Origin of the sequence: Streptomyces sp. NPDC056061 (assembly GCF_042266885.1) — a bacterium.
Classification (GTDB): Bacteria; Actinomycetota; Actinomycetes; order Streptomycetales; family Streptomycetaceae; genus Streptomyces.
This window is the reverse complement of record NZ_JBHJWQ010000003.1, coordinates 423,239-447,733: the sequence shown is the minus strand read 5'-3', so window position 1 is coordinate 447,733 and position 24,495 is coordinate 423,239. Positions and strand designations below refer to the sequence as shown.

Sequence of the window (24,495 nt, the reverse complement as noted above, 5' to 3'; positions counted from 1 at the left end):
GGGGTGGGAGGTGGCGTGATGAAGCACGCGGCGTACGACTGCGACGTGCTGGTGATCGGCGGCGGAATCGTCGGCCTGTCCACGGCGTATGCCCTCACGCGTGCCGCTCCGGGCACCCGGGTGACGGTGCTGGAGAAGGAGCCCGGCCCCGCCCGCCACCAGACCGGGCGCAACAGCGGAGTGATCCACAGCGGCATCTACTACCCACCCGGCTCGCTCAAGGCCCGCTACGCGCTGCGCGGTGCCGCCGAGATGGTGGAGTTCTGCGCCGAGCACGGCATGGCGCACGCGGTGACCGGCAAGCTGATCGTGGCGACCGAGCGGTCCGAGCTGCCCCGACTGCACGCGCTGGTCCAGCGCGGCCGGCAGCACGGGCTGCCGGTGCGCGAGCTGGGCCCCGCCCAGATCACCGAGTACGAGCCACGGGTGCGCGGACTCGCCGCGATCCGGGTGGGGACGACCGGGGTGTGCGACTTCGCGGCGGTCGCGGAACGCTTCGCCGCCGAGACCCGCGCGGCGGGCGGGACGATCCGCTACGGCTCCGAGGTCGTCTCCATCGACCGGCGTCCCTGGGGTGCCGCCGTCCTCCTGGCGGACGGCACGGTGGTGCGCGCCCGGGTGCTGGTCAATTGCGCGGGGCTGCACTGCGACCGGGTGGCCCGGCTCGCGGGGGACGACCCGGGCATGCGGATCGTCCCGTTCCGGGGGGAGTACTACGAGCTGGCGCGGCCCGAGCTGGTGCGTGGCCTGGTCTATCCGGTGCCCGATCCGGCGTTCCCGTTCCTCGGGGTGCACCTGACCCGGGGCCACGACGGCGGCGTCCACGTCGGCCCGAACGCGGTTCCGGCGCTGGCCCGCGAGGGCTACGCCTGGCCCGTCGTGCGCCCGCGCGAGCTCGCCGACACGCTGGCCTGGCCGGGCACCTGGCAGATCGCCCGCCGGCACTGGCGGTACGGCGCGGGCGAGGTGCGGCGTTCGCTGTCGAAGCACGCGTTCACGGCGGCCGTGCAGCGCCTGCTGCCCGATGTCACGGAGGCCGATCTGCGGCCCGCACCGGCCGGGGTCAGGGCCCAGGCGGTGCTGCGCGACGGCACCCTGGTGGACGACTTCCTGATCCGCGAGGCCCCGCACACCGTCCACGTACTGAATGCCCCGTCGCCCGCCGCCACGGCCTCCCTGCCCATCGGGCGGGAGGTGGCACGCAGGGCACTGCTCCGGGCGCGGGAAACGGGATGGAGACCGCCCGCCGTAGAATCGGGGCATTGTGTCTGAGCCCTTGAACCCCTCCGCGCGTCCCGCTGCGGACCGCCCCGCGGATTCCGCGACGCGCCCCGCCACGGATTCCGCCGCAGGTCCTTCCGCCGCCACGCGCGACGAGGCCGCGGCCGGGATCACCGACGACCTGCGCGCCGCCGCCCTGGAGCGGCAGCGCAGGCTGCGCCAGGAGCCGCGCTTCCCCGGCGGGCCCGCCGTCGATCCGGCCGGATCGCACCACGAGCGCCGCATCCGCAGCTTCCAGCCGCGTCGCAGCCGCGTCACGCCCGGCCAGGAAGAGGCCCTGGTGCGGCTCTGGCCCCAGTGGGGCCTGGACATCGACGGGCAGCGGGTGCTCGATCTGCCCGAGATGTTCGACGGGCTCCCGGTCGTGCTGGAGATCGGCTTCGGCATGGGCGAGGCCACCGCGCAGATGGCCGCCGACGATCCCGCCACGGGCATCCTCGCCGTCGACGTGCACACCCCGGGCCAGGGCAATCTGCTCGGCCTCGCGGACCGGAACGGCCTCTCCAACATCCGTGTCGCCAACGGTGACGCGATCATCCTGCTGCGCGAGATGCTGAAGCCGGAATCGTTGGACGGGCTGCGGGTGTACTTCCCCGACCCCTGGCCCAAGAAGCGTCATCACAAGCGGCGGCTGATCCAGCCGGAGTTCCTCGACCTGGTGGCCCAGCGGCTGAAGCCGGGCGCCCTGGTCCACTGCGCGACCGACTGGGAGCCGTACGCGGAGCAGATGCTGCAGGTGCTGACCGCGCACCCCCTCTTCGAGAACACCCGGGCGGACGGCGGTTACGCCCCCCGACCCGCGTTCCGGCCGCTGACCCGGTTCGAGGGGCAGGGCCTCGACAAGGGCCACGTCGTCCACGACCTGCTCTTCACCCGCCGCTGACGGGCTCGTCGTCCACCGCTGACGGGCTCGGGCAGCACCGGGAGAGGGCTTGCGGCCGGCCGGACGAAGTGCCACGGCCCGGCGGCATCGCATGACCTGGCGGCATCGCATGACCTGGCGGCGTCTTACGGGCGGGCGGAGTGCCACGGCCCGGCGCGAAGCCGTACGGCCGAACGGAGCCCCACGGCCGGGAAGGGCTCCACGGCCTGGCAAAGCCGTGCGGCAGGGCGGGCGGAGGGGCGGAGGGGGCGGTCCGGTGTCCCATGGCCAGTGTCGGTGCCGCTGGTTAGGGTCATGGGGTGGTAACCGACAGGTCTGTCCAGCAACGACAGCCACAGCCGACCGTCCCGCTCCTTGAGGAGCAGCGGGTCGGCGAGATCCTGGCTGCCGTGCCGGAGCGCAGGCATTGGCGGTACCGGCCGCGCCGTGTCGGCATGGTGTGGCGCAGCAGAACGTTCCGCATCGCGGGCGTGTGCACCGTGCTCGCGCTGTGCGGCCTGCTGATCCTGGCCCTGGTCCGCGATCAGACGGGCACCGAGGGGTTCCTCGTCGGTCTGGGCCTCGCCGTACTGCCCGTGCCCCTTCTGATGGCGGCGTTCCGCTGGCTGGACCGGGTCGATCCCGCACCCTGGCGGAATCTGCTGTTCGCCTTCGCCTGGGGCGCGTTCGCGGCCGCCCTGATCGCGCTGACCGCGAATTCGTTCGCGACTCGCTGGATAGCCACCGCGGACCCCTCGAACGCCGACACCCTCGGCGCCACGGTCATAGCGCCGGTCGTCGAGGAGAGTGCCAAGGCCGCCGCGGTCCTGTTGGTCTTCCTGTTCCGAAGACGCGAGTTCAACGGGATCGTCGACGGTGTGGTCGTCGCCGGATTCACCGCGAGCGGGTTCGCCTTCACCGAGAACATCCTCTACCTGGGCAATGCCTTCGGCGAGGATCAGCAGATCGGCACCTCCGGGGTCGTCTCCGTGACGGCCGCGACATTCTTCGTGCGGGCGGTGATGTCACCATTCGCCCATCCGCTCTTCACCGTGCTGACGGGCATCGGCTTCGGGCTCGCCGCCGTCAGTGCGCGTCGCCACCGGGTCCGTCGCGTCGGATGGCCACTGCTGGGCCTCGTCCTCGCCATGGGCATGCACGCGCTGTGGAACGGGTCTGCGTCCTCGTCCTACGGTCCGTACGGCTTCTACGCCGTGTACGGAGTGTTCATGGTCCCGGTCTTCGGCCTGGTGACCTGGCTGGCGATCTGGTCGCGACAGCGGGAGCTGCGCACGCTCGGCGCCGAACTGCCCGCCTACGCGGCGGCCGGATGGCTGACTCCGGCCGAACCGCTCGCCCTGTCGTCGATGCGGGCCCGCGGCCTGGCCCGGGACGCCGCCCGTCGGCACGTCCTCGTGGCCGGGAACGCCTGGGAAGGCCCGTACGGCAGCCCGGGACACCCGACGGCGTACGGCCAGAGACACCCATCTGTGTACGGGCCGGGCCCCGATGCGCGGACGAAGGCGCAGATCAAGGCCGAGGGGAAGGCCGCCGCCCGGACCGTCGCCGAGTACGAATCATTCGCGACGTCACTTGCCTCGCTCCGTCGGCAGGCCCGCCGCGGGGCGGTGGGTCCGGACTTCGCCGCACGCGAGCTGGAGCTGCTGCACCACCTCTGGCAACGCAGGGACGTGGCCGCTCCCGCCCTCGCCTACGCGGCACAGGCGACGGGTCGGCTGCGCCCGTCGTACCCGGCACCGCCCCCGTGGGCGTTCCCGGCACCGTACCCGCAGCCCCACACCGGCCACCCCCCGTACGCACAGCCCCACACAGGCCACAGCCCGTACCCGCAGCCCCACGCCACCCACAATCCGTACCTGCTGCCCTCGCGGCAGCAGGCCGGGAACGGGCCGGTCCGGGGCTGAGGCCCCGGCACTCCGACGCACCGCACGGCCGAGGGCTCCGGACGACGGCTGGTCCCCGGACGGCAACTGGTCCCCGGACGGCGAACGGTCCGCGGTGTCGGTGCGGCGGCCGCCGTCATCCCGCCGCTCCCGCGCGAACGTCCCGGAGCGCGGCGGCGGATTCCGGGATGCGCCGCAGTCCGGGGAGTGGCGCACCGACCTCAGGATTCGCCGGTGAGCACCTGGACGAGCCGTTCGGTGGTGGGAGCGCCGGCAAGGCCGTCCGGCGTCTCGTAGACCCGACAGGTCAGGCCGTAGGTCCGGGCCGCGGAGGGGAAAGGGTCATGTCCGTCGATGCGGATCGTGGGTGAGCCGGGAAACCGCAGGTCCCGGGCCTCTTCCTCCGTCTCGACGGCGCGGAGGCCGACCTCCAGGCCGGGGCGACCTGTGGCCGTGAGAGCTTCGCGGAGACGTTCGTGTGCGAGGTGCCAGTTCGGGCAGCCCGCGAAGTAGAGCAGTTCGATGTCCACGGACCCATGGTGCACCGGTCTCGGGAGGCGGGTCCGAGCAGGGGCGCGGCCCCGAACAGGCGGGGCAGGTGCTGTGCCGGAGCTTCCCGGCACAGCACCCCGCGCGGGCGGCCGTCGGGTGCGGGCTTCCTGCGGCGGACGCTGCCGTCGACGAGGGGCCGATGGCCGGGACGACGGGACGGCGCCACGACCCAGTCGGCTCGGTCGGCCCGCAGACGACCGATCACAGACCGCAGACGGCCGACCGCGGGGGGCGGGAACGGAACGGTCACCGCGAGCAGGAAACGGCGCGGCCGGCAGGAGCAGGAAACGGCGCGGTCGGCGCAGTGGGCCGGTGTCAGGCGGATGCCTCGGTGAGGTCGGCCAGTTCCTGCTCGGTCAGCCGCAGATCGGCGACGGCCAGCAGGGCGGGCAACTGCTCCACCGTGCGAGCGGAGGCGATCGGTGCGACGACGGTGGGCCGGGCCGCCAGCCAGGCCAGGGCGACGGTCGCGATCTCCGCGTCATGGGCCCGGGCGACCCGGTCCAGTGCGTCCAGGACCTTCGGGCCGCGCTCCGACTCCAGGTACGGCGCCGCGCGCTGCGCACGCGCGCTGTCCACCTGGGTTCCCGGGCGGTACTTGCCGGTGAGGAATCCGGCGGCCAGGGCGAAGTACGGGACGGCGGCCAGACCGGCGCGGGCGGCCGTGTCCTGGAGCGCTCCCTCGTACGTGTCGCGGGAGACCAGGTTGTAGTGCGGCTGGAGGGCGACGTAACGGGCCAGCCCCTCGCGGTCCGAGAAGTCCAGAGATGCCTGGAGCCGCTCCGGGCTGATGTTGGAGGCGGCGATCTCCCGCACCTTGCCCGCCTTCACCAGCCCGTCGAGGGTGGTGATGATCTCCTCGACCGGAACGGTCTCGTCGTCGAAGTGGGTGTAGTAGAGGTCGATGCGGTCCGTGCCGAGCCTGCGCAGCGACTCGTCGGCCCCCGCCTTGATGGTCGCTGCCGAGAGCCCCTTGTACGACGGGTGGGAACCGACCTTGGTGGCGACGATGATGTCGGACCGGTTGGACCGTGTCGCGAGCCACTTGCCGATGACGGTTTCCGACTCGCCGCCCTCGTTGCCCGGTACCCAGGCCGAGTAGGCGTCGGCGGTGTCGATGAAGTTGCCGCCCGCTGCCGCGTAGGCGTCCAGCACGGCGAACGACTGGGCCTCGTCGGCCGTCCATCCGAAGACATTGCCACCGAGCGCGAGCGGGAAGACCTGAAGGTCGGAAGAGCCCAACTTACGGAGAGAAGTCATGTGCGGACCAACGAATTCCGTCCGTGGCGGTATTCCGGACGTCGGCTGTTCGGCCGTCACCTGTTCGCCCATTTCCGTCCGACGTGACCCTCGATCACCTGCCTCGGCACCCACCGTCGTTCGGAGCGGCACGCTCAGGCGGCGGCCCCGGACCCGAAGGGCCCTGAGCCGCGAGCCGGGGACAGCGAGCCGGATCGGCGGACCGCGGTCGGCGAGCAGCGGCCGACGCACCCTGGCGGCGGATCCTGGCCAACGGACCGGGGTCGGCGAGCCGTGGGCCGGAGAACGGGCCGGCAGCCCGGACGTCGGGGGGTGAGCGTCAGGGCTGCCGGGGTCTCATCGTCGGCGCAGCGGCGCACCGGCGCGGCCCGCGCGAGGAGCGCGAAGACCGCTGGAGCCTCGGTGCCGCGAAGACCGCTGGGGCCTCAGTGCCACGAAGACCGCTGGGGCCTCAGTGCGGCGAATATCTCGGGCCAGGAGGCGGTCAAAGGGTGGTCGCGCGGACGGTCGAAGGGCGGCTCAGGGGTTGAGGCCCTTGCTCTGGAACCAGGACATCGGGTCGACGCCCGTGCCGCCGGGGGTGTGGACCTCCAGGTGGAGGTGAGCTCCCGTCACGTTTCCGGTCGCACCGACCCGGCCGATGGTCTCACCGGTGGCGACCTTCTGGCCGACACCGACACCGATCGAGGACTGGTGGCAGAACCACAGCTCCGTACCGTCCTCCAGCTCCAGCACCGTGCGGTAGCCGTACGCACCGGCCCAGCCCGCCGACTTGATGGTGCCGCCGTGCACGGCCTTGATCGGCGTGCCCGTCTGCGCCGCGAAGTCGAGGCCGGTGTGGTGGCCCGAGGACCACATCGGGCCGGCCTGCCCGTACGTCGAGGTGATGGTGTAGGAGCTGACCGGGATGGCGTAACTGGCGGCGAGCTTGGCGAGGCGCAGGGCCTCGGCCTTCTTCTTGGCCTCCTCCTCCGCCTTCTTCTTCTCGGCGGCGGCCTTGGCCTCGGCGGCGTCCTGCTTCTTCTTGGCCTCCGCGGCGGCCTTCTCGGCGGCGGCCTTCTCCTGCGCCGCCCTGGCCTCGGCGTCGGCGGCGTCCTGCTGCTGCTCGGCCTGCTGGAGGATACGGGCGCGAAGCGCCTCGCCCGCGTCCGTCGTGCCCTGCTCGGCCTCGGCGGAGGTGATGCCCGCCGTGGTCAGGGGCGAATCGGCGGTGGTGTCCCGGGCCTTGTCGTCCTTGGATTCACCCGAGAAGAGGGCGCCCACACCGGGAAGGGACTTGGCATCGGGCAGGTTGTCCGAGATGGAGTCGGGAAGCGAGATGGAGACCGGCGGCTTGCTCTGCGCGGTGGCCATGCCGCCCGCGCCGACGGCCGCGATGACGCCGACACCGAGCACCGTGGAGCTGCGGGCGAGTCCGTTGCGCTGCTTGGCGACGCGGTGCTTGCCGCGTACGGGGCGAACGGATTCCTCGGTGGGGTTCCACTCGTCCCGGGCGCGCTCGGGGCCGCGGTCGAGGTCGGCGTGGAACTCACTGCCGGAGCGTCCTGCGGCGAATGCCTCGCCCCCTTCGCCGTCGTTGCCCATGCCGGCATCGGGGCCGAACGCCGTTCCCATCCCGATGGTTCCGTACTCGGTGCCGTAGCCGGAGTCGGGGGCGTAACCGGACCCGTAACCCTGGCCGGAGCCGTAACCCGGGGCGAAATCGGTGGCGTTACCGGGTCCGAATGCTGAGTCGAGCCGGGTGGGGGCAGGCTTGTTGGACGCCACGGGGGCGCACTCCTTTCCTTCCTTCTCGCCTACCGGGTTAGCTGACGGGTTCGGAGCAGGAAGGTCTCCTACGAACTTCTCCGCCTCTCACAAGGCGCAGATGTCCGATTCACCCCAAGGTGGTGGTTCCCCGGTTCCCTTTCGGAATTCGGCGCTCGCGCACGGTGCCGCCACTGACGACGGCTGGGACGACCGCGCTGCGTTATCGAACGTTAATAGACACCCGGGCCCGATTCCAAGCCGTTCCCACTGATCGTTCACGTCTTCGGCCTGGACTTTACAGGACACAAAGGGACGGAACAGAACGAGTTGATCGCCCCTCAGTCACACCCCAGAAACTGATGTTGTGTCAAATGTTATGCGGAGAGGCGTCTTTCCATTACGCACCGTGGCACCCCCGAAGCCCCGGGACTCCGAATCCCCGAAACCTCGAAGCCCCGAATCCCCAACCGTCCGTCACGCGGAGTCCGGCCCCACGATCCGAACGGTCCTGCGGCGGTCCGGCTGCCCCTCCGCAGGGCGCACGACCGCGAGCAGCGCCATGTCGTCGGTCGACTCGCCCCCCGTGTGCAGGCGCACGTCATCGGAGAGCGCGGACAGCAGTTCCTCGGGACCAGGGAAGATCCGCCCGCGCAACCGGGCCGCCGGATCGTAGAAGACCCCCTCGGCGTTCCGCGCCTCGGAGAGACCGTCCGTGTAGAGGAGGAGGGTCGTCCCCGGCGGCAGATCCCATTCGTCCGCCCGGTCGGGCCATGCGCCCAGGTCCATGCCGAGCGGCAGCGCGGGCACCGACGGCACCAGAACGTCCAGCCCCCCGTCGGGATGCAGCAGGATCGGTTCCGGGTGCCCCCGGTTCACGATCCGGACCCGGGACGCCCCCGACGGGATCTCGGCAAGAACCGCGGTGGTGAAACCCTCGACGGCGTCGAGCCCCCTCCGCATCTCCCCCTCCCGCGCCAGCGCCCGCTCCAGCCGCCGCGCCACGCTCTCCAGCGAACGCTCCTGCTCGGCCGCCTCCCGGAACGCCCCGATGACCACCGCCACCGTCTCCACGGCGTCGAGGCCCTTCCCCCGCACGTCCCCGACCACCAACCGCACCCCGTACGGGGTGTCCATCACGGCGAACAGGTCGCCGCCGACGAACTCGTCCGCCTGGGCCGCCTCGTACCGGGCCGCCACATGCAGCCCGCCGATCCGGTCGGACGGCTTCGGCAGCACGGCTTGCATCGCCCTCTCCGCGATGACCCGCGCGGACGCCAATTGTTCGTTGCTCCGCCGCACGACCCCGTTGATCACCACCGCCAGGACCGAGACGGTGGCCAGCGTGAGCAGTTCGATCAGCGGCACGATCTCGGGCAACGTGTTGCTGGACAGCCGCAGCGCGATGACGGCCAGCATCGAGGCGACGCCGATGCGGACGGTGCTGGCCAGCGAGAAGAACGGAGCGGCGATGAGCGGCGCCGCGACGAACAGCGGGATGGCGGTGAAGGTCGGCGGCGTCAGAAGGTCGAACACCAGTCCGCCGATGATCATCAGCATCGGCAGCATGCGCACGAACTGCCGGGTACCGGCACCCCCGGCCCCTTCTCCGGCAGGTCTGCCGCGCAGCTTCAGCCGCTTCCACACCTGTGGTCTCCTGCCCGGTACGCACGGCTGCGGACGGTACCGCGCCCCACCCCCAGACTCGCCGGAGCGGAGCCGTGCGGCGAATCCTCGTCACCCAATGGGGGTACCCGCATGACGCAGCTCACACCTCACCCCCGGCGCATCCGGCATCGCACGCGGGAACGACCTGGGCCCGGCACGCTGTATGCGTGCCGGGCCCAGGTTTTCAGTAGCGGGGACAGGATTTGAACCTGCGACCTCTGGGTTATGAGCCCAGCGAGCTACCGAGCTGCTCCACCCCGCGTCGGTGAACACAACTCTACGGCATGTTCGAGGCACTCATGACCACTCGGCGTCCGGGCCGTGTACGCGGCATGGCACGGGCACGGAACGAAGGCGCACACGAAACGGCGTCGCCGACGTACCGAAGCCCTGAACAAGCCCTGAACAAGCCCTGGACGAAGCCCTGAACAAGCCCTGGACCGAGACACCCGAGGCCCGGAAGCCCCGAAGCCGCAGGGCCCTCCCCGATCCGCCTCACCCCGGCCCGCCCGGCCCGAAGAGCGGTCGCGCACCCCTTCGCTCGACGACGAGCGAGCATAAATATGAGGTGATATGACTGTTTTCATCAGGTGGCTGGCCGACGCGACGACATCGCGGTGACCGGGGAGCGAACGTGAACAACTACCCCTTGCTCAACCTCTTCTGGACGATGCTCTGGTTCTTCCTCTGGATCGTGTGGCTGTTCCTGCTCTTCAAGGTCATCACAGACATCTTCCGCAGTGACGACCTCGGCGGCTGGGGCAAGGGCGGCTGGTTGATCGTGACGCTGCTGCTGCCCTATCTCGGCGTCCTGCTGTACGTGATCGTGCGCGGCGCATCCATGGGCAAACGTTCCGCCCAGGAGGCGCAGGAGCGCGAGGCCGCCTTCAAGGCGTACGTACGGAACGCCGCCGGCACGGCGTCCCCCGAACCGAAGCGGGGCAGCCACGTGGACGACCTGACCAAGCTCGCGGAGCTGAAGGACCGTGGCGCCCTCACCGAGGAGGAGTACCAGCGGGCGAAGACGAAGCTCCTGGTCTGAGAGCCGCCCGTGTCCCAGCCCGTCGGACCTCTCGCGCCCGCCGAAACCTCCCCCGCCCGGGTCGGCCGACCCGGGCGGACACATCCTCAGCTGCGTCGGCGCAGCTGCTGGACCGCGGGGACGACTGCCAGGCAGAGCAGTGCGGTCCCCCCGAACGCCGTCCCCGCCGAGAGGAGGCACCCGGTCGCCGGAGTGCCGTCGAGGGCCTTGAGAAATCCGACGCACGCTCCGACAAGTGCCGAGAACAGCACCATGACGAGCAGCCAGGGGATCCAGGCGCTGTTGACGGGCTCGGCGGAGGGGGGCGGTGCGGGCGCCGGACCGGACGGCGCGGTCGGCGCGTTCACAGCAGTCCTCCGTTCTCGAACGAGTGACGGAACGAGGCGCCGGGGGCGGGCCCCGCGGACGAGCCCAGCAGCATGTCGGCAAGGGCCGTGCGGGTGTGCCGCAACGACGCCGCGACGTCCCGATGCGCCCTGTCCAACTCGTCGAGGCTCGTGAGCGCCGTGACGACCGCCCGATGCTCCGCCGGATCCGGCAGCGGAATCTGCAAAGCCCCGAGGATTCGGACCGGAGGGACGGGGCAGCGGTGGCGGCGGCACGGTCCCGCATCCACTCGACCGTCTCGTCCAGGCACAAGTAGTGGAACAGATACTCCGGCAGCGCCCGACCCCGTTGCTCCTCACGTACCCGCAGCCGTATGACGTTGGGGCTCATCAGCCAGCCGACCTGCTCCTCACGCACCAGCGCGATTCGGCGTCCCGGGGACCGAGAACCCGCCGCGCGCCATTCTTCGCCCCCATGTGCCGCGCGTCGAGGAACAGGGTGCTGTCGCACGGGTCGCCGGGATGACGCAGCATCCACACGGACACCGGTACGGCGGTACCGGTGAACAAGTGGGCCGGCAGGGCCACGACACAGTCGACGACGCCTCTCTCCACCAGGTTCCGGCGAATGACCTGCTCGGCCGCGTGGCCCGAATTGCCCGCCTTGTTGGGCATGATGATCCCGGCCCGACCTCCCTCGCCCAGCCTTGCCGGGCAGTGCTGGACGTAGGCGAAGTTGTCGTTGTCGACGGGCGGCGCGCCGTACGCCCAAGTGCGCACTCGCAGTGCGCACTTCCTCATCGGGCCCAGAACGGCCCCTTCGGCCCGTGCCGAACCCTCACTCTGCCGTATCGCATCGAAGCAACGGCGGGACCACCCCACCCTCCCCCACCGAAGAGGGTTGTCGGACGCGGCTCCCCCTGACACGGTGGTCCGTCGTCGGCACCGCCTCCGATCACCGGGGTCCACGCACCCGGCCGGACACACGAGCCACAGCCCCACCCCACCCCGTCCTGCCCGCCCCGCCCCGCCTCGCCCGTTTGTCCACCCGGACGCACACACCCCCACGTCCGCCCGTCCGTCCGTCCGTCCGTCCGGGCAAGGAAACAGCCCCTCCCGGAGATCCCAGGAGGGGCTGTTCTCGCACGTAGGCCGTGTGGGACTCGAACCCACAACCAACGGATTAAAAGTCCGCTGCTCTGCCAATTGAGCTAACGGCCCTCGGCGAATCACCCCTGAGCATAGCCCGCCGCGGCCCGGCCGCCGATCGGGTATCGGCCACCGGGCCCGTCGCGGCGGAATCACGGGGTGCGGACGGGGGCCGCGGGAGTGGCCGTGCGCTCGTGATCCGGATTGAGGAACCAGTGCCGGGCGGAGACCAGCCACCACGTCGCGGCGAAGCCGAGGACCACCAGGACCGCGACGGGCGCGTAGTTGAACGTCTCCCAGGTGACCGGCGAGACCTGCGGCAGCATGAACAGCACCGTGATGATCAGGACCCAGACCACGGCGACGACACCGATCGGCCGCGACCAGCGTCCCAGGTGCCAGGGCCCCGGGGTGAAGTCGTCGCCCCGGAGCAGTCGCAGCAGGGTGGGGATCACATAGGCGATGTACAGGCCGATCACGGCGATCGAGGTCACCGCCGCGTAGGCGGTCTCATTGATCAGGTACGGCAGCCCCAGCACCAGGGCGCCGAGGGCGGCGAGCCAGACCGCGGCGACGGGGGTGCGGGTACGGGGGCTGACGGTGTGCCAGAGATGGGAGAACGGCAGTGCCCCGTCCCGCGAGAAGGCGTAGATCATGCGGCTGTTGGCGGTGACGGACGCCATGCCGCAGAACAGCTGCGCGCCGATCACGACGAGCAGCAGGAACGTGCCGGTGGTGGCGCCGAGGGCGTCCAGCAGGATCTGGGCGGGCGGGGCGCCGGTCGGGGAGTTCAGCGCGCCGTCGTACGACTGGATGGCGAAGGTGAAGCCGAGCAGGAGGGCGAAACCGGCGATCCAGGAGGTCCAGATCGAGCGGACGATGCCGCGCGGTCCGGCCGTCGCCGCGTCGTGGGTCTCCTCCGTCATGTGCGCGGAGGCGTCGTAGCCGGTGAAGGTGTACTGGGCCATCAGCAGGCCGATCATCACGACGTAGAAGCCGCTGCCCCAGCCCGTCCCGTTCACGAACTCGGTGAAGACGAACGACGCCGAGCGATGCGAGTCGGGGACGAAGGTCAGGGCACCGACGATGACCGCGACACCGACGACGTGCCACCACACGCTCACACTGTTCAGCATCGCGACGATCCGGACGCCGAAGGTATTGAGCAGGCCGTGCAGCACCAGGATCGCGGCGAAGAGCAGGATCGTACGGACGGGCGTGACCTCGAAGCCGAACTGGAGGTTCAGGTAGGCGCCCAGGAAGGACGCGGCCCCGAAGTCGATCCCGGCGGTGACGGCGACCTGGCCCAGGACGTTGAACCAGCCCGTGAACCACGCCCAGGCCGCCGCCGTGCGCGGCGGGGCCAGCCGGTGGGCCCAGAAGTAGAGGCCGGCCGAGGTCGGGTACGCCGAACAGATCTCGGCCATCGCCAGGCCGACGAACAGCGTCATCAGCCCGACACCGACCCACCCCCAGGTGATGACGGCGGGACCGCCGGTCCGCATGCCGAAGAGGTAGAGCGTGAGACAGCCGGAGAGCACCGAAATGATCGTGAACGAGACGGCATAGTTCGAGAACGCCGACATACGCCGGGCCAGCGTCTGCGTGTAGCCGAGCTGCGCGAGACGCTCCTCGTCGGAGACGTCCGGGGATGGCCTGTTCTCACCCGTATCGTTTGTCATGCCCCCAGCAATTCCCTCGCTCCGGCGTCCACATGCCGTCGCCGTGGTCACGACTGGGAAAACTCGCGGCACGGCCACAGGTCACGCCAGAGGCGCCCGTCCCGTGGTGCGGAAAGCCGGAAGCGGGCCCGCTCCCGAGGAGCAGGCCCGCTTCCGGACGACGTATTCAGCGGGACCGGGTCACCGCTCAGCCGTTGCGCTTCCAGCGCGGCTTGTCGTCGCGACGGCCGAAGGAACCGGTGCCGCGGTCGTCACGACGGCCGTACGGGCGGTCGCCGCCGCCGGAGCGGAAGCCGCCGGAGGGACGGTCGTCACGCCGGTCGCGGTTGTACGGACGGTCGCTGCCGCCGGAGCGGAAACCGCCGGACGGGCGGTCGTCACGACGGTCGCGGTTGAACGACGGACGGTCGTTGTCCCGACGGAAACCACCCGACGAACGATCGTCACGACGCTGGAAACCACGGTCACCACCGCGGTCGTCACGCCGGTCGTCACGACGGTCGCGGTTGAACGACGGACGGTCGTTGTCCCGACGGAAACCACCCGACGAACGGTCATCACGACGCTGGAAACCACGGTCACCACCGCGGTCGTCACGCCGGTCGTGGCCGCCGCGGTAACCGCCCCGGTCGCCGCCACGGCTGTCCCGGCGCTCGAAGTTGCCGCGGTCGTCACGCCGGTCGTCCCGCGCCGTGGGCTGCTCGGGCACGGAGACGGCGGCCTCGACCGCGGCCTCCGCCTCGGCGACGACCTCGGCGACGGCGGTCTCGGGGTCCTCGCCCCGCTCGCGCGCGGCGCGGGCCACGAGGCGGTCCGCCTCCTCGCGCAGCTCACCGGCGCGGCGCTGGACGCGCTCCAACTGCTTGGTCAGCTCGGCGACCTCGCGCTCGGCCTGCTTGGCGGCGTTGGCGGCGGAGTCGGCCTGGACCTCGGTCAGCGAACGGGCGCCGGTGATCTCGGCGACCTCCGGGTCGAAGGCGCCCGCGCCGCCCACGATGTGACGCGAGGCGTCGACGCCCGCGTCCTCCATGAGGCGGAAGATCTGACGGCGCTGGTGCGGCAGCGCCAGCGAGACCACGACGCCGGACTTGCCGGCGCGGGCGGTACGGCCCGAGCGGTGCAGGTAGTCCTTGTGGTCGCCGGCCGGGTCGACGTTCAGCACCAGGTCGATGCCGTCGACGTGGATGCCGCGGGCGGCGACGTCGGTCGCGACCAGCGCGTTGACGTAGCCGTCCTTGAAGTCGGCGAGCACCCGGGTGCGGGCGCCCTGCGTCATGCCGCCGTGCAGCGCGTCCGCCTTGACGCCCGCCTCGACGAGCTGCTCGGCGATGCGGTCGGCCCCCAGCTGGGTGCGGACGAAGATGATGGTGCGGCCCTTGCGGGCGGCGATGGCGGAGGTGACCGGCGCCTTGTCCTTCGGCTTCACGACGAGGACGTGGTGCGTCATGGTCGTGACGTTGCCCTGGGCGCTGTCGACCTCGTGGCTCACCGGGTTGTCCAGGTAGCGCTTGACCAGCGTGCCGATCTCGTTCTCCATCGTCGCGGAGAAGAGCATGCGCTGACCGCCGACCGGAACCTGGTCGAGCAGCTCGGTGACCTCGGGCAGGAAGCCCAGGTCGGACATCTGGTCGGCCTCGTCGAGGACGGCGACCTGGACGTTCTCCAGGGAGCAGGCGCCCCGGTTGATGATGTCGCGCAGCCGGCCCGGGGTGGCGACGAGGATGTCGACACCGCGCTCCAGCGCGTAGATCTGGTTGCCCATCGACGTACCGCCGCAGACGACCTTCATCCGCAGGCCGAGCACGTCGCCGTACGGCTGGAGGGCGTCCGCCACCTGCATGGCGAGCTCACGGGTCGGGGTGAGGATGACCGCGCGGGGCTTCTTCTTCTCGGTGTGGCCGTCGGCCAGCGCGGCCAGGGTCGGCAGACCGAAGGAGAGCGTCTTGCCGGAGCCGGTGCGGCCGCGGCCCAGGATGTCCTTGCCGGCCAGGGCGTCCGGGATGGTCGCGGCCTGGATCGGGAAGGGCTCGGTCACACCGTTCTGCGCGAGCTTGCGGACGATGCCCTCGGGCAGGCCCAGGTCGGCGAAGGTGACCTTCGGCTCGGCCTCCTCTGTGTCGGCCTGCTCCCCGCGAGAAGCGCCCTCCTCCACGGAGTCGACGGCGTCGCTGGAGTCGACGGACTGCGTCGGCTCCACCGCGGCGGTCGCCACGACCTCGACCAGCTCGTCGTTCTCGGACATGACGGTGCGGTCAGAACTGGAAATTGACATGCGAAATGCGAAACCTTCCGGAGTCTCGGCACGCGCCCGTAACTCCGTGATTCGCAATTTCGACCGCCTCAATGCGGTCCAGCCACGGCAAGGGAGAGTACGCGCCACACGGCGCGCTTCTGTTTCGGCGCCGGGCAATGGGATCAAACGATCTACCACCATACGCACTCACCCCCACCTTGCGCAAACCGGGCCCCGCCGCCCGACCATTTCCCGGCTACGCGGGCTCCACCTGCGGCGACGCCTCCGGCGTCCGCATCGACGCGGAACCGCCCGGCAGGCTCATCGCGTAGGCGCGGTACTCGGCCGCCGGCGAGGCGGACGGCTGCGGCGGCGATTCCGCGGGCCCCTCGGGGTCCGGGGAGGCCGGGGGCTCGGGGGTGGACGGCTCGGAGGGCGGTGGCGACTCGGGCCGCTGCGGAATCTCCGGGTCCGGCTCCGCGGCCGAGGGCTCCGGCCCGCTGCCGCCGCGTCCCGGCTCCGGAACACCGGGCTCCGCCGGCGCGCCCGCCCCGCCGGGTTCCGCCCCCGGGTGCGCCTCGGGCGGATCCGGGGACGTTTTCGGCCCGCCCGGATCGGGGGACTCGACCACCTCCCGTTCGGAGTGCGCCTCGGCACGACCGCCGCCGCCGGGCCGGACGGTGCCGGTGCCGGTGCCGGACACGGTGCCGCCGTCCGGCACCGGCGCGCTCCCTCTCGGATCGGCCGTCGGCCTGCGCGACGGTTTGTCGCCGTCGTCGCCGACGCTCATGCAGCCTGTGGACGCGGCGGCCGTCACTGCGACGGCGGCCACCCATCGGACGGGAACGGACAACTGGCGCACGGGCGGCACCTCCGGGGGCACGGGGAGAGGCGGAGCTGGGGAGGGAGACAGGGAAGCGACCTGACGACGTGCCCAACTCCCGTTGCCCCGCCGGGGACACGCTCGTACCGGACCGCACGCCCCCGGCACGGCACCCGCGCACGCCGGAGCGCCCGGCCCGTCACCCCCGCCGGCACGGCCCGCGACCCCGGCGCCCGTACTCCTGATTCCCCCGCGCCCCGCCGGGCACCGGAACACCGAAGTGCCGGTCAGGACCGACGGACCGGCGGACCGAAGGACCGGCGGACCGAATAGACCTGCGGACCGGCGCGGGCTCATCCGTAGCCGAGCGCGTGCAGCCTCTCGTCGTCGATGCCGAAGTGATGGGCGATCTCGTGGACGACGGTGATCTCGGTCTCCACGACGACGGCCTCGCGCGACTCGCACATCCGCAGCGTCGGCCCGCGGTAGATGGTGATCCGGTCCGGCAGCACCCCCGCGTACCACTCACCGCGCTCGGTCAGCGGCGTCCCCTCGTACAGACCGAGCAGTTCCGGATCGGCTGGATCCGGTTCGTCCTCGACGAACACCGCGACGTTGTCCATCAGCCGTGTCAGTTCCGGCGGAATCCGGTCCAACGCCTCGGCGACCAGTTCCTCGAACTCCTCGCGCGTCATCTCCAGCACCCCGCCATTGTCCCGTACGCCTGCCCTGGACGCCCCGATGCGGACGGCCCGGAATCCCCTCCGCCGACCCCGTCGTCAATCGTTTTGGCGATACCCGCCGCCATCCCATATGCTTCTCACGTCCCCGACGCGCTGGAAAGCGCGCAGGTGGGCCCTTAGCCCTCATCGTCTAGTGGCCCAGGACGCCGCCCTTTCAAGGCGGTAGCACGGGTTCGAATCCCGTTGGGGGCACGCTTTACCGTGTGCGAGACTTGTCTCGCACATAGCTTGGTCCTGTGGAGCAGTTTGGAGTGCTCGCCACCCTGTCAAGGTGGAGGCCGCGGGTTCAAATCCCGTCAGGACCGCTGCAGCCCTTATGAGCTGCGTGGCTGGGTAGCTCAGTTGGTACGAGCGATCGCCTGAAAAGCGATAGGTCGCCGGTTCGATCCCGGCCCCAGCCACCACCCGAAGGCCCCGTCCACCGGACGGGGCCTTCGTCGTGGTCAATTCTCCTGCCGGTCCACCGCGTTCGCGTCGGCGCCGACGGCGTCCGCCTCGTTCGTACCGTTGCCGCCGGATGCGCCCCGGCCGCGCCGCATCCGTACCGCCAGGACCAACAGCGCCACCGCGACCACGGCCACCAGGGCCATCGTGTCCGGCACGTGTTCCCCGACGCGCTGGGCCCACTGTTCGACGGCGAACGACTCGTTCACGCCCAGCAGCCCGGGCAGGGCGGTCGTCCCGTCGTACACCAGGAACAGGACGCCGAGGCCGATGAAGAAGAGCCCGGACAGCAAGGTCGTGGTGTGCAGTTCGAAACGGCCGAGCCGGAAGGCCCGGCCGCGCAGCCAGGCGCGGCGGCCCAGGTCGAAGCGTTCCCAGAGCAGCGCGAGAAGGAAGAGCGGGACCGCCATGCCCAGGGCGTAGACGGCGAGCAGCAGTCCGCCGTAGACCGGGCTGCCGCTGACCGCCGCCACGGTGAGGACGCTGCCGAGGATCGGCCCCGCGCAGAAACCGGCAAGTCCGTATACCGCGCCCAGCGCGTACACCGACATGGCGGTGGTCGGGCGGATCCGGCCGCTGAGGGCGGCGATCCGGCGCGAGGCGAAGCCCAGGCCCACGATCTGCGCGATGCCGAGCCCGATGATCAGCCACCCCGCGCCGAGAACGAGCGCGTCGCGGTGGCTGTAGAAGAGCCGTCCGGCGTACGAGCCCGCGGCACCGAGCGGGACCAGCGTGGTGGCGAGGCCCGCGTAGAAGATGCCGGTGCGGGCCAGCAGCCGCGACGTGGAGTCGATGGAGTACGCGAAGAAGGCCGGCAGCAACAGGGCACTGCACGGGCTGACCAGGGCGAGCAGTCCGCCGAGGAAGGCGGCGAAGTAGCCGATGTCAGCCGTCATTTCGGGCCGCCCCGGTGCCGCCGGACGTCTTGTCGGACGGGGTGGCGTCGGAACCGGTGCCGGTGCCTGCCGTTTCGGGGTCGCTCTTGGCGTCCTCGGTGCTCCGGGCCTTCTCGGCCGCCGCCTCGATGGCCCGGGTGAAGGTCTCCATCGGCTGGGCCCCCGCGATCGGACGGCCGTTGATCAGGAACGACGGGGTGGACGTGGCACCGATGCCGTACCCCTGTTCCTGGTCCTTGCCCACCGCGTCGGAGGCGGCCGAACTGTCCACGTCACGGGCGAACCGGTCGAGGTCCGCGACGCCCGCCTGCTGGGCGAGCTCCTTCAGCCGGGCCTTGCCGAACCCCTTCTCCTTTGCCCCCTCCGCGTACGCGGCGCGGTGGAACTGCCAGAAGCGGCCCTGCTGACCGGCTGCCCACGCGGCCCGGGCGGCAGCCTCCGACTCGGCGCCGAAGATCGGGAAGTTGCGCCATTCGATGCGCAGGGTGCCGTTGTCGACGTACTTCTTCACCAGGGCGGGTTCGGTGTCGCGGGCGAACTTGCCGCAGTAGCCGCACTTGAAGTCGGCGTATTCGATGAGGACGACGGGTGCGTCCGCCCGGCCCTGGGCGAGCTTGTCGTCGGCGTCGCGGCGGGCGAGCTTCTCCAGCTCGGGGTAGACACCGGCGTCCGGCTCCGCCGTGACGTCGGCGACCGACGAGGAGGAACCCGAGTGGTCGGGAGCGGTGGCCCGGTAGGAGACGAAGCCGAGCACCGCGGCGGCGAGCACGACTCCGGCCCCGTACAGCAGCGGCTTCCTGGACGACGGCGTGCGCGACGCCCCGGACGCGGGCTTGGGCTTGGGCTTGGACGTGGACTTGGACATGCGGAACTCCGTACTGGTGGTGCGGAAGAGGAGGGAAGAGAGGGGACGGCCCGGCGGGCTCGGCCTCTATACCCTCAGTACGGAGAGCTCCGTCAGACTGCGCGCGGCGGCTGCCTGCCCGCGCGGTTCCATCCGGACGGGCGGGTGGAACGGGGCCGGTCCGGTGACGGCGGGCGGACCCCACCCGGCGAGACCGGGGGCCTGGTCCTGGGCGGTACGGGACCGTCCCGGCAGGGCGGGCTCCCCGTCCTCGTGCTTCCTGCTCTTGCCGCACCCCGGTACCGAGTGCGGGTCCGAGGCCGTGGCCAGGACGGGGGCCAGGACGGGATACGGGGCCGTCGTCCGGTCCGCGGCCGAGACGTCCGGCCGCGCGGTGCCGGCCTCGGCGAACCCGTCGGCCGCACTGATCCCGCCAGTCCCGTCGGTCCCGTCGGTCCCGTTAGTCCCGTCGGCCACACCGAACTTTTCGGTCCCGTCAGTCCCGTTGACCACACCGAACTTTTCGGTCCCGTCGGTCCCCTCGCTCGCGACAGCCACCGCCGTCGCGCGGGCGCCGCCGTCCCGGGCTGCCATTCCCGGTCCGCAGAACAGTCCCAGCACCACCCCGAGCACCGCCAGCAGGCAGCAGCACCACTGCGTACGGGACACGGGCATGGACACGGCGACCGGCCTTCCGGGAAGGAGCGACGGACGGGAGCAGCGGACTGGACGGCGAACAGGACAACGGGCGGGCGACGAACCTGACGACAAACGGGGCGGCGAACCGGCCGGCGGAGCGGTAGACGAACCGGGCGGCGGTTGACCGGCTGCCCGAAATGGTACGTGCTGTGATCTCGCACCTCCGTGCGGTGCCGCCGAGGTGACCCGAACCGCACGAAATGCGTTCGCCGTTCCTCGGGCCCGGGTGAGATCCTGGGGTCCGTATGTCTACTTCCTTCGCCGATCTCCAGTCCCGGCTCGAAGAGCTCTCGCTCCGCGATGCGCACCGGCTCGGCCGCCGTCTCGAAGGGGCGCGCCGCATCCGCAAGCCCGAGGCCCGGCAGGCCGTGCTGGACGAGATCGCCACCGAGGCCGGCCGGGCGGCCGAGCGGCTCGCGCTGCGCGCCGAGCGGGTGCCCGCCGTGTCGTATCCGGAACAGCTCCCGGTCAGTCAGAAGAAGGACGAGATCCTGGAGGCGATACGCGACCACCAGGTCGTGATCGTCGCCGGGGAGACGGGCTCGGGCAAGACCACGCAGATCCCGAAGATCTGCATGGAGCTGGGCCGCGGCGTCCGAGGCATGATCGGGCACACCCAGCCGCGCCGGATCGCAGCCCGCACGGTCGCCGAACGCGTCGCCGAGGAACTGAACACGCCACTGGGCGAGACGGTCGGCTGGAAGGTCCGCTTCACCGACCAGGTGAACCCCGACGCGACGTTCGTGAAGCTGATGACGGACGGCATCCTGCTCGCCGAGATCCAGACGGACCGCGAGCTGCGCGCCTACGACACGATCATCATCGACGAGGCCCACGAGCGGTCGCTCAACATCGACTTCCTGCTCGGCTACCTGGCCCGGCTGCTGCCCCGGCGGCCGGACCTGAAGGTCGTCATCACCTCGGCGACGATCGACCCCGAGCGGTTCGCGCGCCACTTCGGCGAGGCCCCGATCGTCGAGGTCAGCGGACGTACGTACCCGGTGGAGGTGCGGTACCGCCCGCTGCTGGAGGAAGCCACCGAGGACTCTGCGGACGCCGACCGGGACCAGATCACCGCGATCTGCGACGCCGTCGACGAGCTCCAGTCCGAGGGGCCGGGCGACATCCTGGTCTTCCTTTCCGGCGAGCGCGAGATCCGCGACACCGCGGACGCCCTGAACAAGAAAAATCTCCGCCACACCGAGGTGCTCCCCCTCTACGCCCGCCTCTCGCACGCCGAGCAGCACCGCGTCTTCCAGCGCCACACCGGCCGGCGGATCGTGCTGGCGACGAACGTCGCCGAAACCTCGCTGACCGTCCCCGGCATCAAGTACGTGATCGACCCGGGCACCGCCCGGATCTCCCGCTACAGCCACCGCACCAAGGTCCAGCGACTGCCGATCGAGCCGGTCTCGCAGGCCAGCGCCAACCAGCGCAAGGGCCGCTGCGGCCGTACGTCGGACGGCATCTGCATCCGGCTGTACTCCGAGGACGACTTCCTGACCCGTCCGGAGTTCACCGACCCCGAGATCCTGCGCACCAACCTCGCCTCCGTCATCCTCCAGATGACCGCGGCCGGCCTGGGCGACATCGACAGGTTCCCGTTCATCGACCCGCCGGACCACCGCAACATCCGCGACGGCATCCAGCTGCTCCAGGAGCTCGGCGCGCTGGAACAGGGCGAGCAGCCCCCCTCCGAGGAGAAGCCGGGAGAGAGGTCCGGGGCGAGGTCCGCGGGAAGGGCCTCAGGGAAGAAGGGGCAGCGGCTCACCCCGCTCGGACGGAAGCTCTCGCAGCTGCCCGTCGACCCGCGCCTGGCCCGCATGGTCATCGAGGCCGAGCGCAACGGCTGTGTCCGCGAGGTCATGGTGATCGCCGCCGCGCTCTCCATCCAGGACCCGCGCGAGCGGCCCTCCGACAAACAGACCCAGGCCGACCAGCAGCACGCCCGGTTCAAGGACGAGACCTCCGACTTTCTTGCCTTCCTGAACCTGTGGCGGTACATCCGCGAGCAGCAGAAGGAACGCGGTTCCTCCAGCTTCCGCCGGATGTGCAAGCAGGAGTACCTGAACTTCCTGCGCATCCGCGAATGGCAGGACATCTACGCGCAGCTGCGCACGGTCGCCAAGCAGATGGGCATCGAGATCACGGAGTCCTCGACGGGGACCGACGCGCCCGAGCAGTCGGTGCATGTCTCGCTGCTGTCCGGACTGCTCTCGCACATCGGTCTCAAGGACACGGACAAGAACGAGTACCTGGGCGCCCGCAGCGCCAAGTTCGCGATCTTCCCCGGGTCGGCGCTGTTCAAGAAGCAGCCGCGGTTCGTGATGTCGGCCGAGCTGGTCGAGACGTCCCGGCTGTGGGCCCGGGTCAACGCCAAGGTCGAACCGGAGTGGATCGAGCCGCTGGCCCAGCACCTGGTGAAGCGCACCTACAGCGAGCCGCACTGGGAGAAGGACCAGGCGGCGGTGATGGCGTTCGAACGCGTCACCCTGTACGGCGTTCCGATCGTCGCCCAGCGCAAGATCAATTTCGGCCGTATCGATGCCGAGACGTCCCGCGACCTGTTCATCCGCCACGCCCTGGTCGAGGGCGACTGGCGCACGCACCACCAGTTCTTCCACGACAACCGCAAGCTGCTCAGCGAGGTCGAGGAGCTGGAGCACCGTGCCCGGCGCCGCGACATCCTGGTGGACGACGAGACCCTTTTCGACTTCTACGACCAGCGCATCCCCGCGCACGTGGTCTCCGGGGCGCACTTCGACTCCTGGTGGAAGCACAAGCGCCGGGACGAGCCGGACGCGCTGGACTTCGAGCGCTCGATGCTCATCAACGAGAAGGCCGGGGCCGTCACCAAGGACGACTACCCGGACTCCTGGCGGCAGGGGAAGCTCAAGTTCCGGGTGACGTACCAGTTCGAGCCCGGCGCGGACGCCGACGGCGTGACCGTCCACATCCCGCTCCAGGTGCTCAACCAGGTCACCGACGAGGGCTTCGACTGGCAGATCCCGGGCCTGCGCGAGGACGTGGTCACCGAGCTGATCCGCTCGCTCCCCAAGCCGATACGCAGGCACTACGTCCCCGCGCCGAACTACGCGGAGAAGTTCCTGGACCGGGTGGTTCCGTCCGCCTCCGGCGGCCCGATGACACAGCAGGAACCCCTGACGGTCACGCTGGCGCGCGAGCTCCAGCGGATGGTCGGCGTGCCGGTCACCGCGGACGACTTCGACCTGAGCCGCCTCCCGGACCACCTGAAGATCACTTTCCGGATCGTCGACGAGCGGCGCCGCAAGATGGCCGAGGACAAGGACCTGGAGGCGCTGCGGCTCCGGCTGCGCCCCAAGGCCCGTCAGGCCCTGTCCAAGGCCGCCGCGGCCGACGCGGGCCCCTCGGGCGAGTCCATCGAGCGTTCGGGCCTCACGGACTGGACGATCGGGACACTGAACCGGGTCTTCGAGACCGATGGGGTCTCCCCTGGTCGAGCGAAGTCGAGAGCTCGGGGAAGGGCCGGTCAGCCGGTGAAGGCGTATCCGGCCCTGGTGGACCAGGGCGAGAGCGTGGCCGTCCGCCTCTTCGACACCGAGGCCGAGCAGCAGCGGGCGATGTGGCTCGGCACCCGGAAGCTGATCATGCTGAACGTGCCGGTGAACCCGGCGAAGTTCGCCTCCGACAAGCTGACGAACCAGCAGAAGCTCGCCCTCTCCGGCAATCCGCACGGCTCCGTCCAGGCGCTCTTCGAGGACTGCGCGACGGCCGCCGCCGACCGGCTGATCGGCGCGCACGGCGGCCCGGCCTGGGACGAGGAGTCGTTCCGGAAGCTCTACGACAAGGTGCGCGCCGACCTGGTGGCGCTGACCGAGCACACGGTCAAGCAGGTGCAGCAGGTGCTGGCCGCCTGGCAGTCCTGCGAACGGCGGTTGAAGACGACCAACAGCCTGGTGCTGGTCGCCAACGTCGCCGATGTGCGCGCCCAGCTCGCGGCCCTGATGCCGCCGGGCTTCGTCACGGCCACCGGGCTGCGCAGACTGCCCGACCTGATGCGCTATCTGGTCGCCGTGGACCGCAGGCTCCAGCAGATGCCGACGGCCGCCCAGCGGGACACCACGCGCATGGAGAAGATCCACGAGATGCAGGACGAGTACGCCTGGCTGCTGGAACAGCTGCCGCAGGGCAGGCCCGTTCCGCAGGAGGTCCTGGACATCCGCTGGATGATCGAGGAGCTCCGGGTCAGCTACTTCGCCCACGCCCTGGGAACGGCCCACCCGGTCTCCGACAAGCGCATCGTGAAGGCGATCGACGCCGCGGCGCCCTGAACCGGAGGGCACGGGAGGGCTCCGGGAG

19 protein-coding genes, 5 tRNA genes and 1 riboswitch are annotated in these 24,495 nt (G+C 70.9%); of the genes, 8 read left to right on the top strand and 16 right to left on the bottom strand.

Annotated features, from left to right (window positions below; genetic code table 11):
* Nucleotides 1-15: 15 nt before the first annotated feature.
* The 3 genes from lhgO (at nt 16) to ACFC79_RS08045 (ending at nt 4,068) form a co-directional block, all read left to right on the top strand.
* Nucleotides 16-1,272, top strand: coding sequence for an L-2-hydroxyglutarate oxidase (gene lhgO, locus ACFC79_RS08055; protein ID WP_376236645.1), 1,257 nt, complete (start codon nt 16-18; stop codon nt 1,270-1,272).
* Nucleotides 1,265-2,164, top strand: a complete 900-nt coding sequence (gene trmB, locus ACFC79_RS08050; RefSeq protein ID WP_376236642.1) for a tRNA (guanosine(46)-N7)-methyltransferase TrmB — start codon at nt 1,265-1,267, stop codon at nt 2,162-2,164. The genes lhgO and trmB overlap by 8 nt, the downstream gene beginning before the upstream one ends.
* 299 nt (nt 2,165-2,463) lie before the next feature.
* Nucleotides 2,464-4,068 carry a PrsW family intramembrane metalloprotease gene (locus ACFC79_RS08045; RefSeq protein WP_376236639.1) on the top strand — a complete coding sequence of 535 codons (1,605 nt, stop codon included), beginning with the start codon at nt 2,464-2,466 and terminating at the stop codon, nt 4,066-4,068.
* A 200-nt stretch (nt 4,069-4,268) separates the two neighbouring features.
* On the opposite strand, the gene ACFC79_RS08040 is transcribed toward ACFC79_RS08045, so the two are convergent.
* From ACFC79_RS08040 to ACFC79_RS08020, 5 genes are all read right to left on the bottom strand, one after another.
* Nucleotides 4,269-4,577 carry a thioredoxin family protein gene (locus ACFC79_RS08040; protein WP_376236636.1) on the bottom strand — a complete coding sequence of 103 codons (309 nt, stop codon included), beginning with the start codon at nt 4,575-4,577 and terminating at the stop codon, nt 4,269-4,271.
* Between the two features lie 337 nt (nt 4,578-4,914).
* Nucleotides 4,915-5,859, bottom strand: a complete 945-nt coding sequence (locus ACFC79_RS08035) for an aldo/keto reductase (protein ID WP_376236634.1) — start codon at nt 5,857-5,859, stop codon at nt 4,915-4,917.
* A 519-nt stretch (nt 5,860-6,378) separates the two neighbouring features.
* Nucleotides 6,379-7,626: a M23 family metallopeptidase gene (locus ACFC79_RS08030; RefSeq protein ID WP_376236632.1), complete on the bottom strand. Its 1,248-nt coding sequence runs from the start codon at nt 7,624-7,626 to the stop codon at nt 6,379-6,381.
* A gap of 11 nt (nt 7,627-7,637) precedes the next feature.
* Nucleotides 7,638-7,790, bottom strand: a riboswitch (cyclic di-AMP (ydaO/yuaA leader).
* 292 nt (nt 7,791-8,082) lie between these two features.
* Nucleotides 8,083-9,252, bottom strand: coding sequence for a PP2C family protein-serine/threonine phosphatase (locus tag ACFC79_RS08025; RefSeq protein ID WP_376236629.1), 1,170 nt, complete (start codon nt 9,250-9,252; stop codon nt 8,083-8,085).
* Nucleotides 9,253-9,461: 209 nt separating this feature from the next.
* Nucleotides 9,462-9,535: transfer RNA gene (locus ACFC79_RS08020), tRNA-Met, on the bottom strand.
* Nucleotides 9,536-9,907: 372 nt separating this feature from the next.
* On the opposite strand from ACFC79_RS08020, the gene ACFC79_RS08015 reads away from it, so the two are divergent.
* Nucleotides 9,908-10,315, top strand: a complete 408-nt coding sequence (locus ACFC79_RS08015; RefSeq protein ID WP_376236627.1) for an SHOCT domain-containing protein — start codon at nt 9,908-9,910, stop codon at nt 10,313-10,315.
* A gap of 86 nt (nt 10,316-10,401) precedes the next feature.
* On the opposite strand, the gene ACFC79_RS08010 is transcribed toward ACFC79_RS08015, so the two are convergent.
* The 8 genes from ACFC79_RS08010 to ACFC79_RS07975 all read right to left on the bottom strand — a co-directional run bounded on the left by ACFC79_RS08010 (nt 10,402) and on the right by ACFC79_RS07975 (nt 17,232).
* Complete coding sequence (locus ACFC79_RS08010) at nt 10,402-10,662, bottom strand: hypothetical protein (protein WP_376236625.1); 261 nt, start codon at nt 10,660-10,662, stop codon at nt 10,402-10,404.
* Nucleotides 10,659-10,868 carry a hypothetical protein gene (locus ACFC79_RS08005; protein WP_376236622.1) on the bottom strand — a complete coding sequence of 70 codons (210 nt, stop codon included), beginning with the start codon at nt 10,866-10,868 and terminating at the stop codon, nt 10,659-10,661. The genes ACFC79_RS08010 and ACFC79_RS08005 overlap by 4 nt, the downstream gene beginning before the upstream one ends.
* A 163-nt stretch (nt 10,869-11,031) precedes the next feature.
* Complete coding sequence (locus ACFC79_RS08000) at nt 11,032-11,421, bottom strand: N-6 DNA methylase (protein WP_376236620.1); 390 nt, start codon at nt 11,419-11,421, stop codon at nt 11,032-11,034.
* Between the two features lie 368 nt (nt 11,422-11,789).
* Nucleotides 11,790-11,862, bottom strand: a tRNA-Lys gene (locus ACFC79_RS07995).
* Between the two features lie 80 nt (nt 11,863-11,942).
* Nucleotides 11,943-13,472: an amino acid permease gene (locus tag ACFC79_RS07990; RefSeq protein ID WP_376236618.1), complete on the bottom strand. Its 1,530-nt coding sequence runs from the start codon at nt 13,470-13,472 to the stop codon at nt 11,943-11,945.
* Between the two features lie 187 nt (nt 13,473-13,659).
* Nucleotides 13,660-15,714: a DEAD/DEAH box helicase gene (locus tag ACFC79_RS07985; RefSeq protein ID WP_376236616.1), complete on the bottom strand. Its 2,055-nt coding sequence runs from the start codon at nt 15,712-15,714 to the stop codon at nt 13,660-13,662.
* Nucleotides 15,715-15,961: 247 nt separating this feature from the next.
* The gene (locus tag ACFC79_RS07980; protein WP_376236614.1) at nt 15,962-16,567 is read right to left on the bottom strand and encodes a hypothetical protein; all 606 of its coding nucleotides are present in this window, start codon (nt 16,565-16,567) and stop codon (nt 15,962-15,964) included.
* A gap of 314 nt (nt 16,568-16,881) precedes the next feature.
* On the bottom strand, nt 16,882-17,232 hold the full coding sequence (locus ACFC79_RS07975; RefSeq protein WP_376236611.1) for a metallopeptidase family protein: 351 nt from the start codon (nt 17,230-17,232) through the stop codon (nt 16,882-16,884).
* A 158-nt stretch (nt 17,233-17,390) separates the two neighbouring features.
* Between ACFC79_RS07975 and ACFC79_RS07970 the strand changes: the two genes are divergently transcribed.
* The 3 genes from ACFC79_RS07970 (at nt 17,391) to ACFC79_RS07960 (ending at nt 17,675) form a co-directional block, all read left to right on the top strand.
* A tRNA-Glu gene (locus ACFC79_RS07970) sits at nt 17,391-17,463 on the top strand.
* Between the two features lie 38 nt (nt 17,464-17,501).
* Nucleotides 17,502-17,576: transfer RNA gene (locus tag ACFC79_RS07965), tRNA-Asp, on the top strand.
* A 22-nt stretch (nt 17,577-17,598) separates the two neighbouring features.
* Nucleotides 17,599-17,675: transfer RNA gene (locus ACFC79_RS07960), tRNA-Phe, on the top strand.
* A gap of 39 nt (nt 17,676-17,714) precedes the next feature.
* Here ACFC79_RS07960 and ACFC79_RS07955 read toward each other — a convergent pair.
* The 3 genes from ACFC79_RS07955 to ACFC79_RS07945 all read right to left on the bottom strand — a co-directional run bounded on the left by ACFC79_RS07955 (nt 17,715) and on the right by ACFC79_RS07945 (nt 20,136).
* Nucleotides 17,715-18,611, bottom strand: a complete 897-nt coding sequence (locus tag ACFC79_RS07955) for a cytochrome c biogenesis CcdA family protein (RefSeq protein ID WP_376236608.1) — start codon at nt 18,609-18,611, stop codon at nt 17,715-17,717.
* A complete protein-coding gene (locus ACFC79_RS07950; RefSeq protein ID WP_376236605.1) occupies nt 18,601-19,476 on the bottom strand; it encodes a DsbA family protein in 876 nt (291 codons plus the stop codon). The genes ACFC79_RS07955 and ACFC79_RS07950 overlap by 11 nt, the downstream gene beginning before the upstream one ends.
* A gap of 66 nt (nt 19,477-19,542) precedes the next feature.
* Nucleotides 19,543-20,136, bottom strand: coding sequence for a hypothetical protein (locus tag ACFC79_RS07945; protein WP_376236602.1), 594 nt, complete (start codon nt 20,134-20,136; stop codon nt 19,543-19,545).
* Nucleotides 20,137-20,399: 263 nt separating this feature from the next.
* On the opposite strand from ACFC79_RS07945, the gene hrpA reads away from it, so the two are divergent.
* Nucleotides 20,400-24,467 carry an ATP-dependent RNA helicase HrpA gene (hrpA, locus tag ACFC79_RS07940; protein WP_376236599.1) on the top strand — a complete coding sequence of 1,356 codons (4,068 nt, stop codon included), beginning with the start codon at nt 20,400-20,402 and terminating at the stop codon, nt 24,465-24,467.
* The last annotated feature ends 28 nt before the right edge of the window (nt 24,468-24,495 follow it).

Coding starts and splice junctions, on each gene's coding strand:
- ACFC79_RS08035 (WP_376236634.1), bottom strand. CDS start 5,859: ATGACTTCTCTCCGTAAGTTGGGCTCTTCCGACCTTCAGGTCTTCCCG.
- ACFC79_RS07990 (WP_376236618.1), bottom strand. CDS start 13,472: ATGACAAACGATACGGGTGAGAACAGGCCATCCCCGGACGTCTCCGAC.
- ACFC79_RS07985 (WP_376236616.1), bottom strand. CDS start 15,714: ATGTCCGAGAACGACGAGCTGGTCGAGGTCGTGGCGACCGCCGCGGTG.
- ACFC79_RS07955 (WP_376236608.1), bottom strand. CDS start 18,611: ATGACGGCTGACATCGGCTACTTCGCCGCCTTCCTCGGCGGACTGCTC.
- ACFC79_RS07950 (WP_376236605.1), bottom strand. CDS start 19,476: ATGTCCAAGTCCACGTCCAAGCCCAAGCCCAAGCCCGCGTCCGGGGCG.
- hrpA (WP_376236599.1), top strand. CDS start 20,400: ATGTCTACTTCCTTCGCCGATCTCCAGTCCCGGCTCGAAGAGCTCTCG.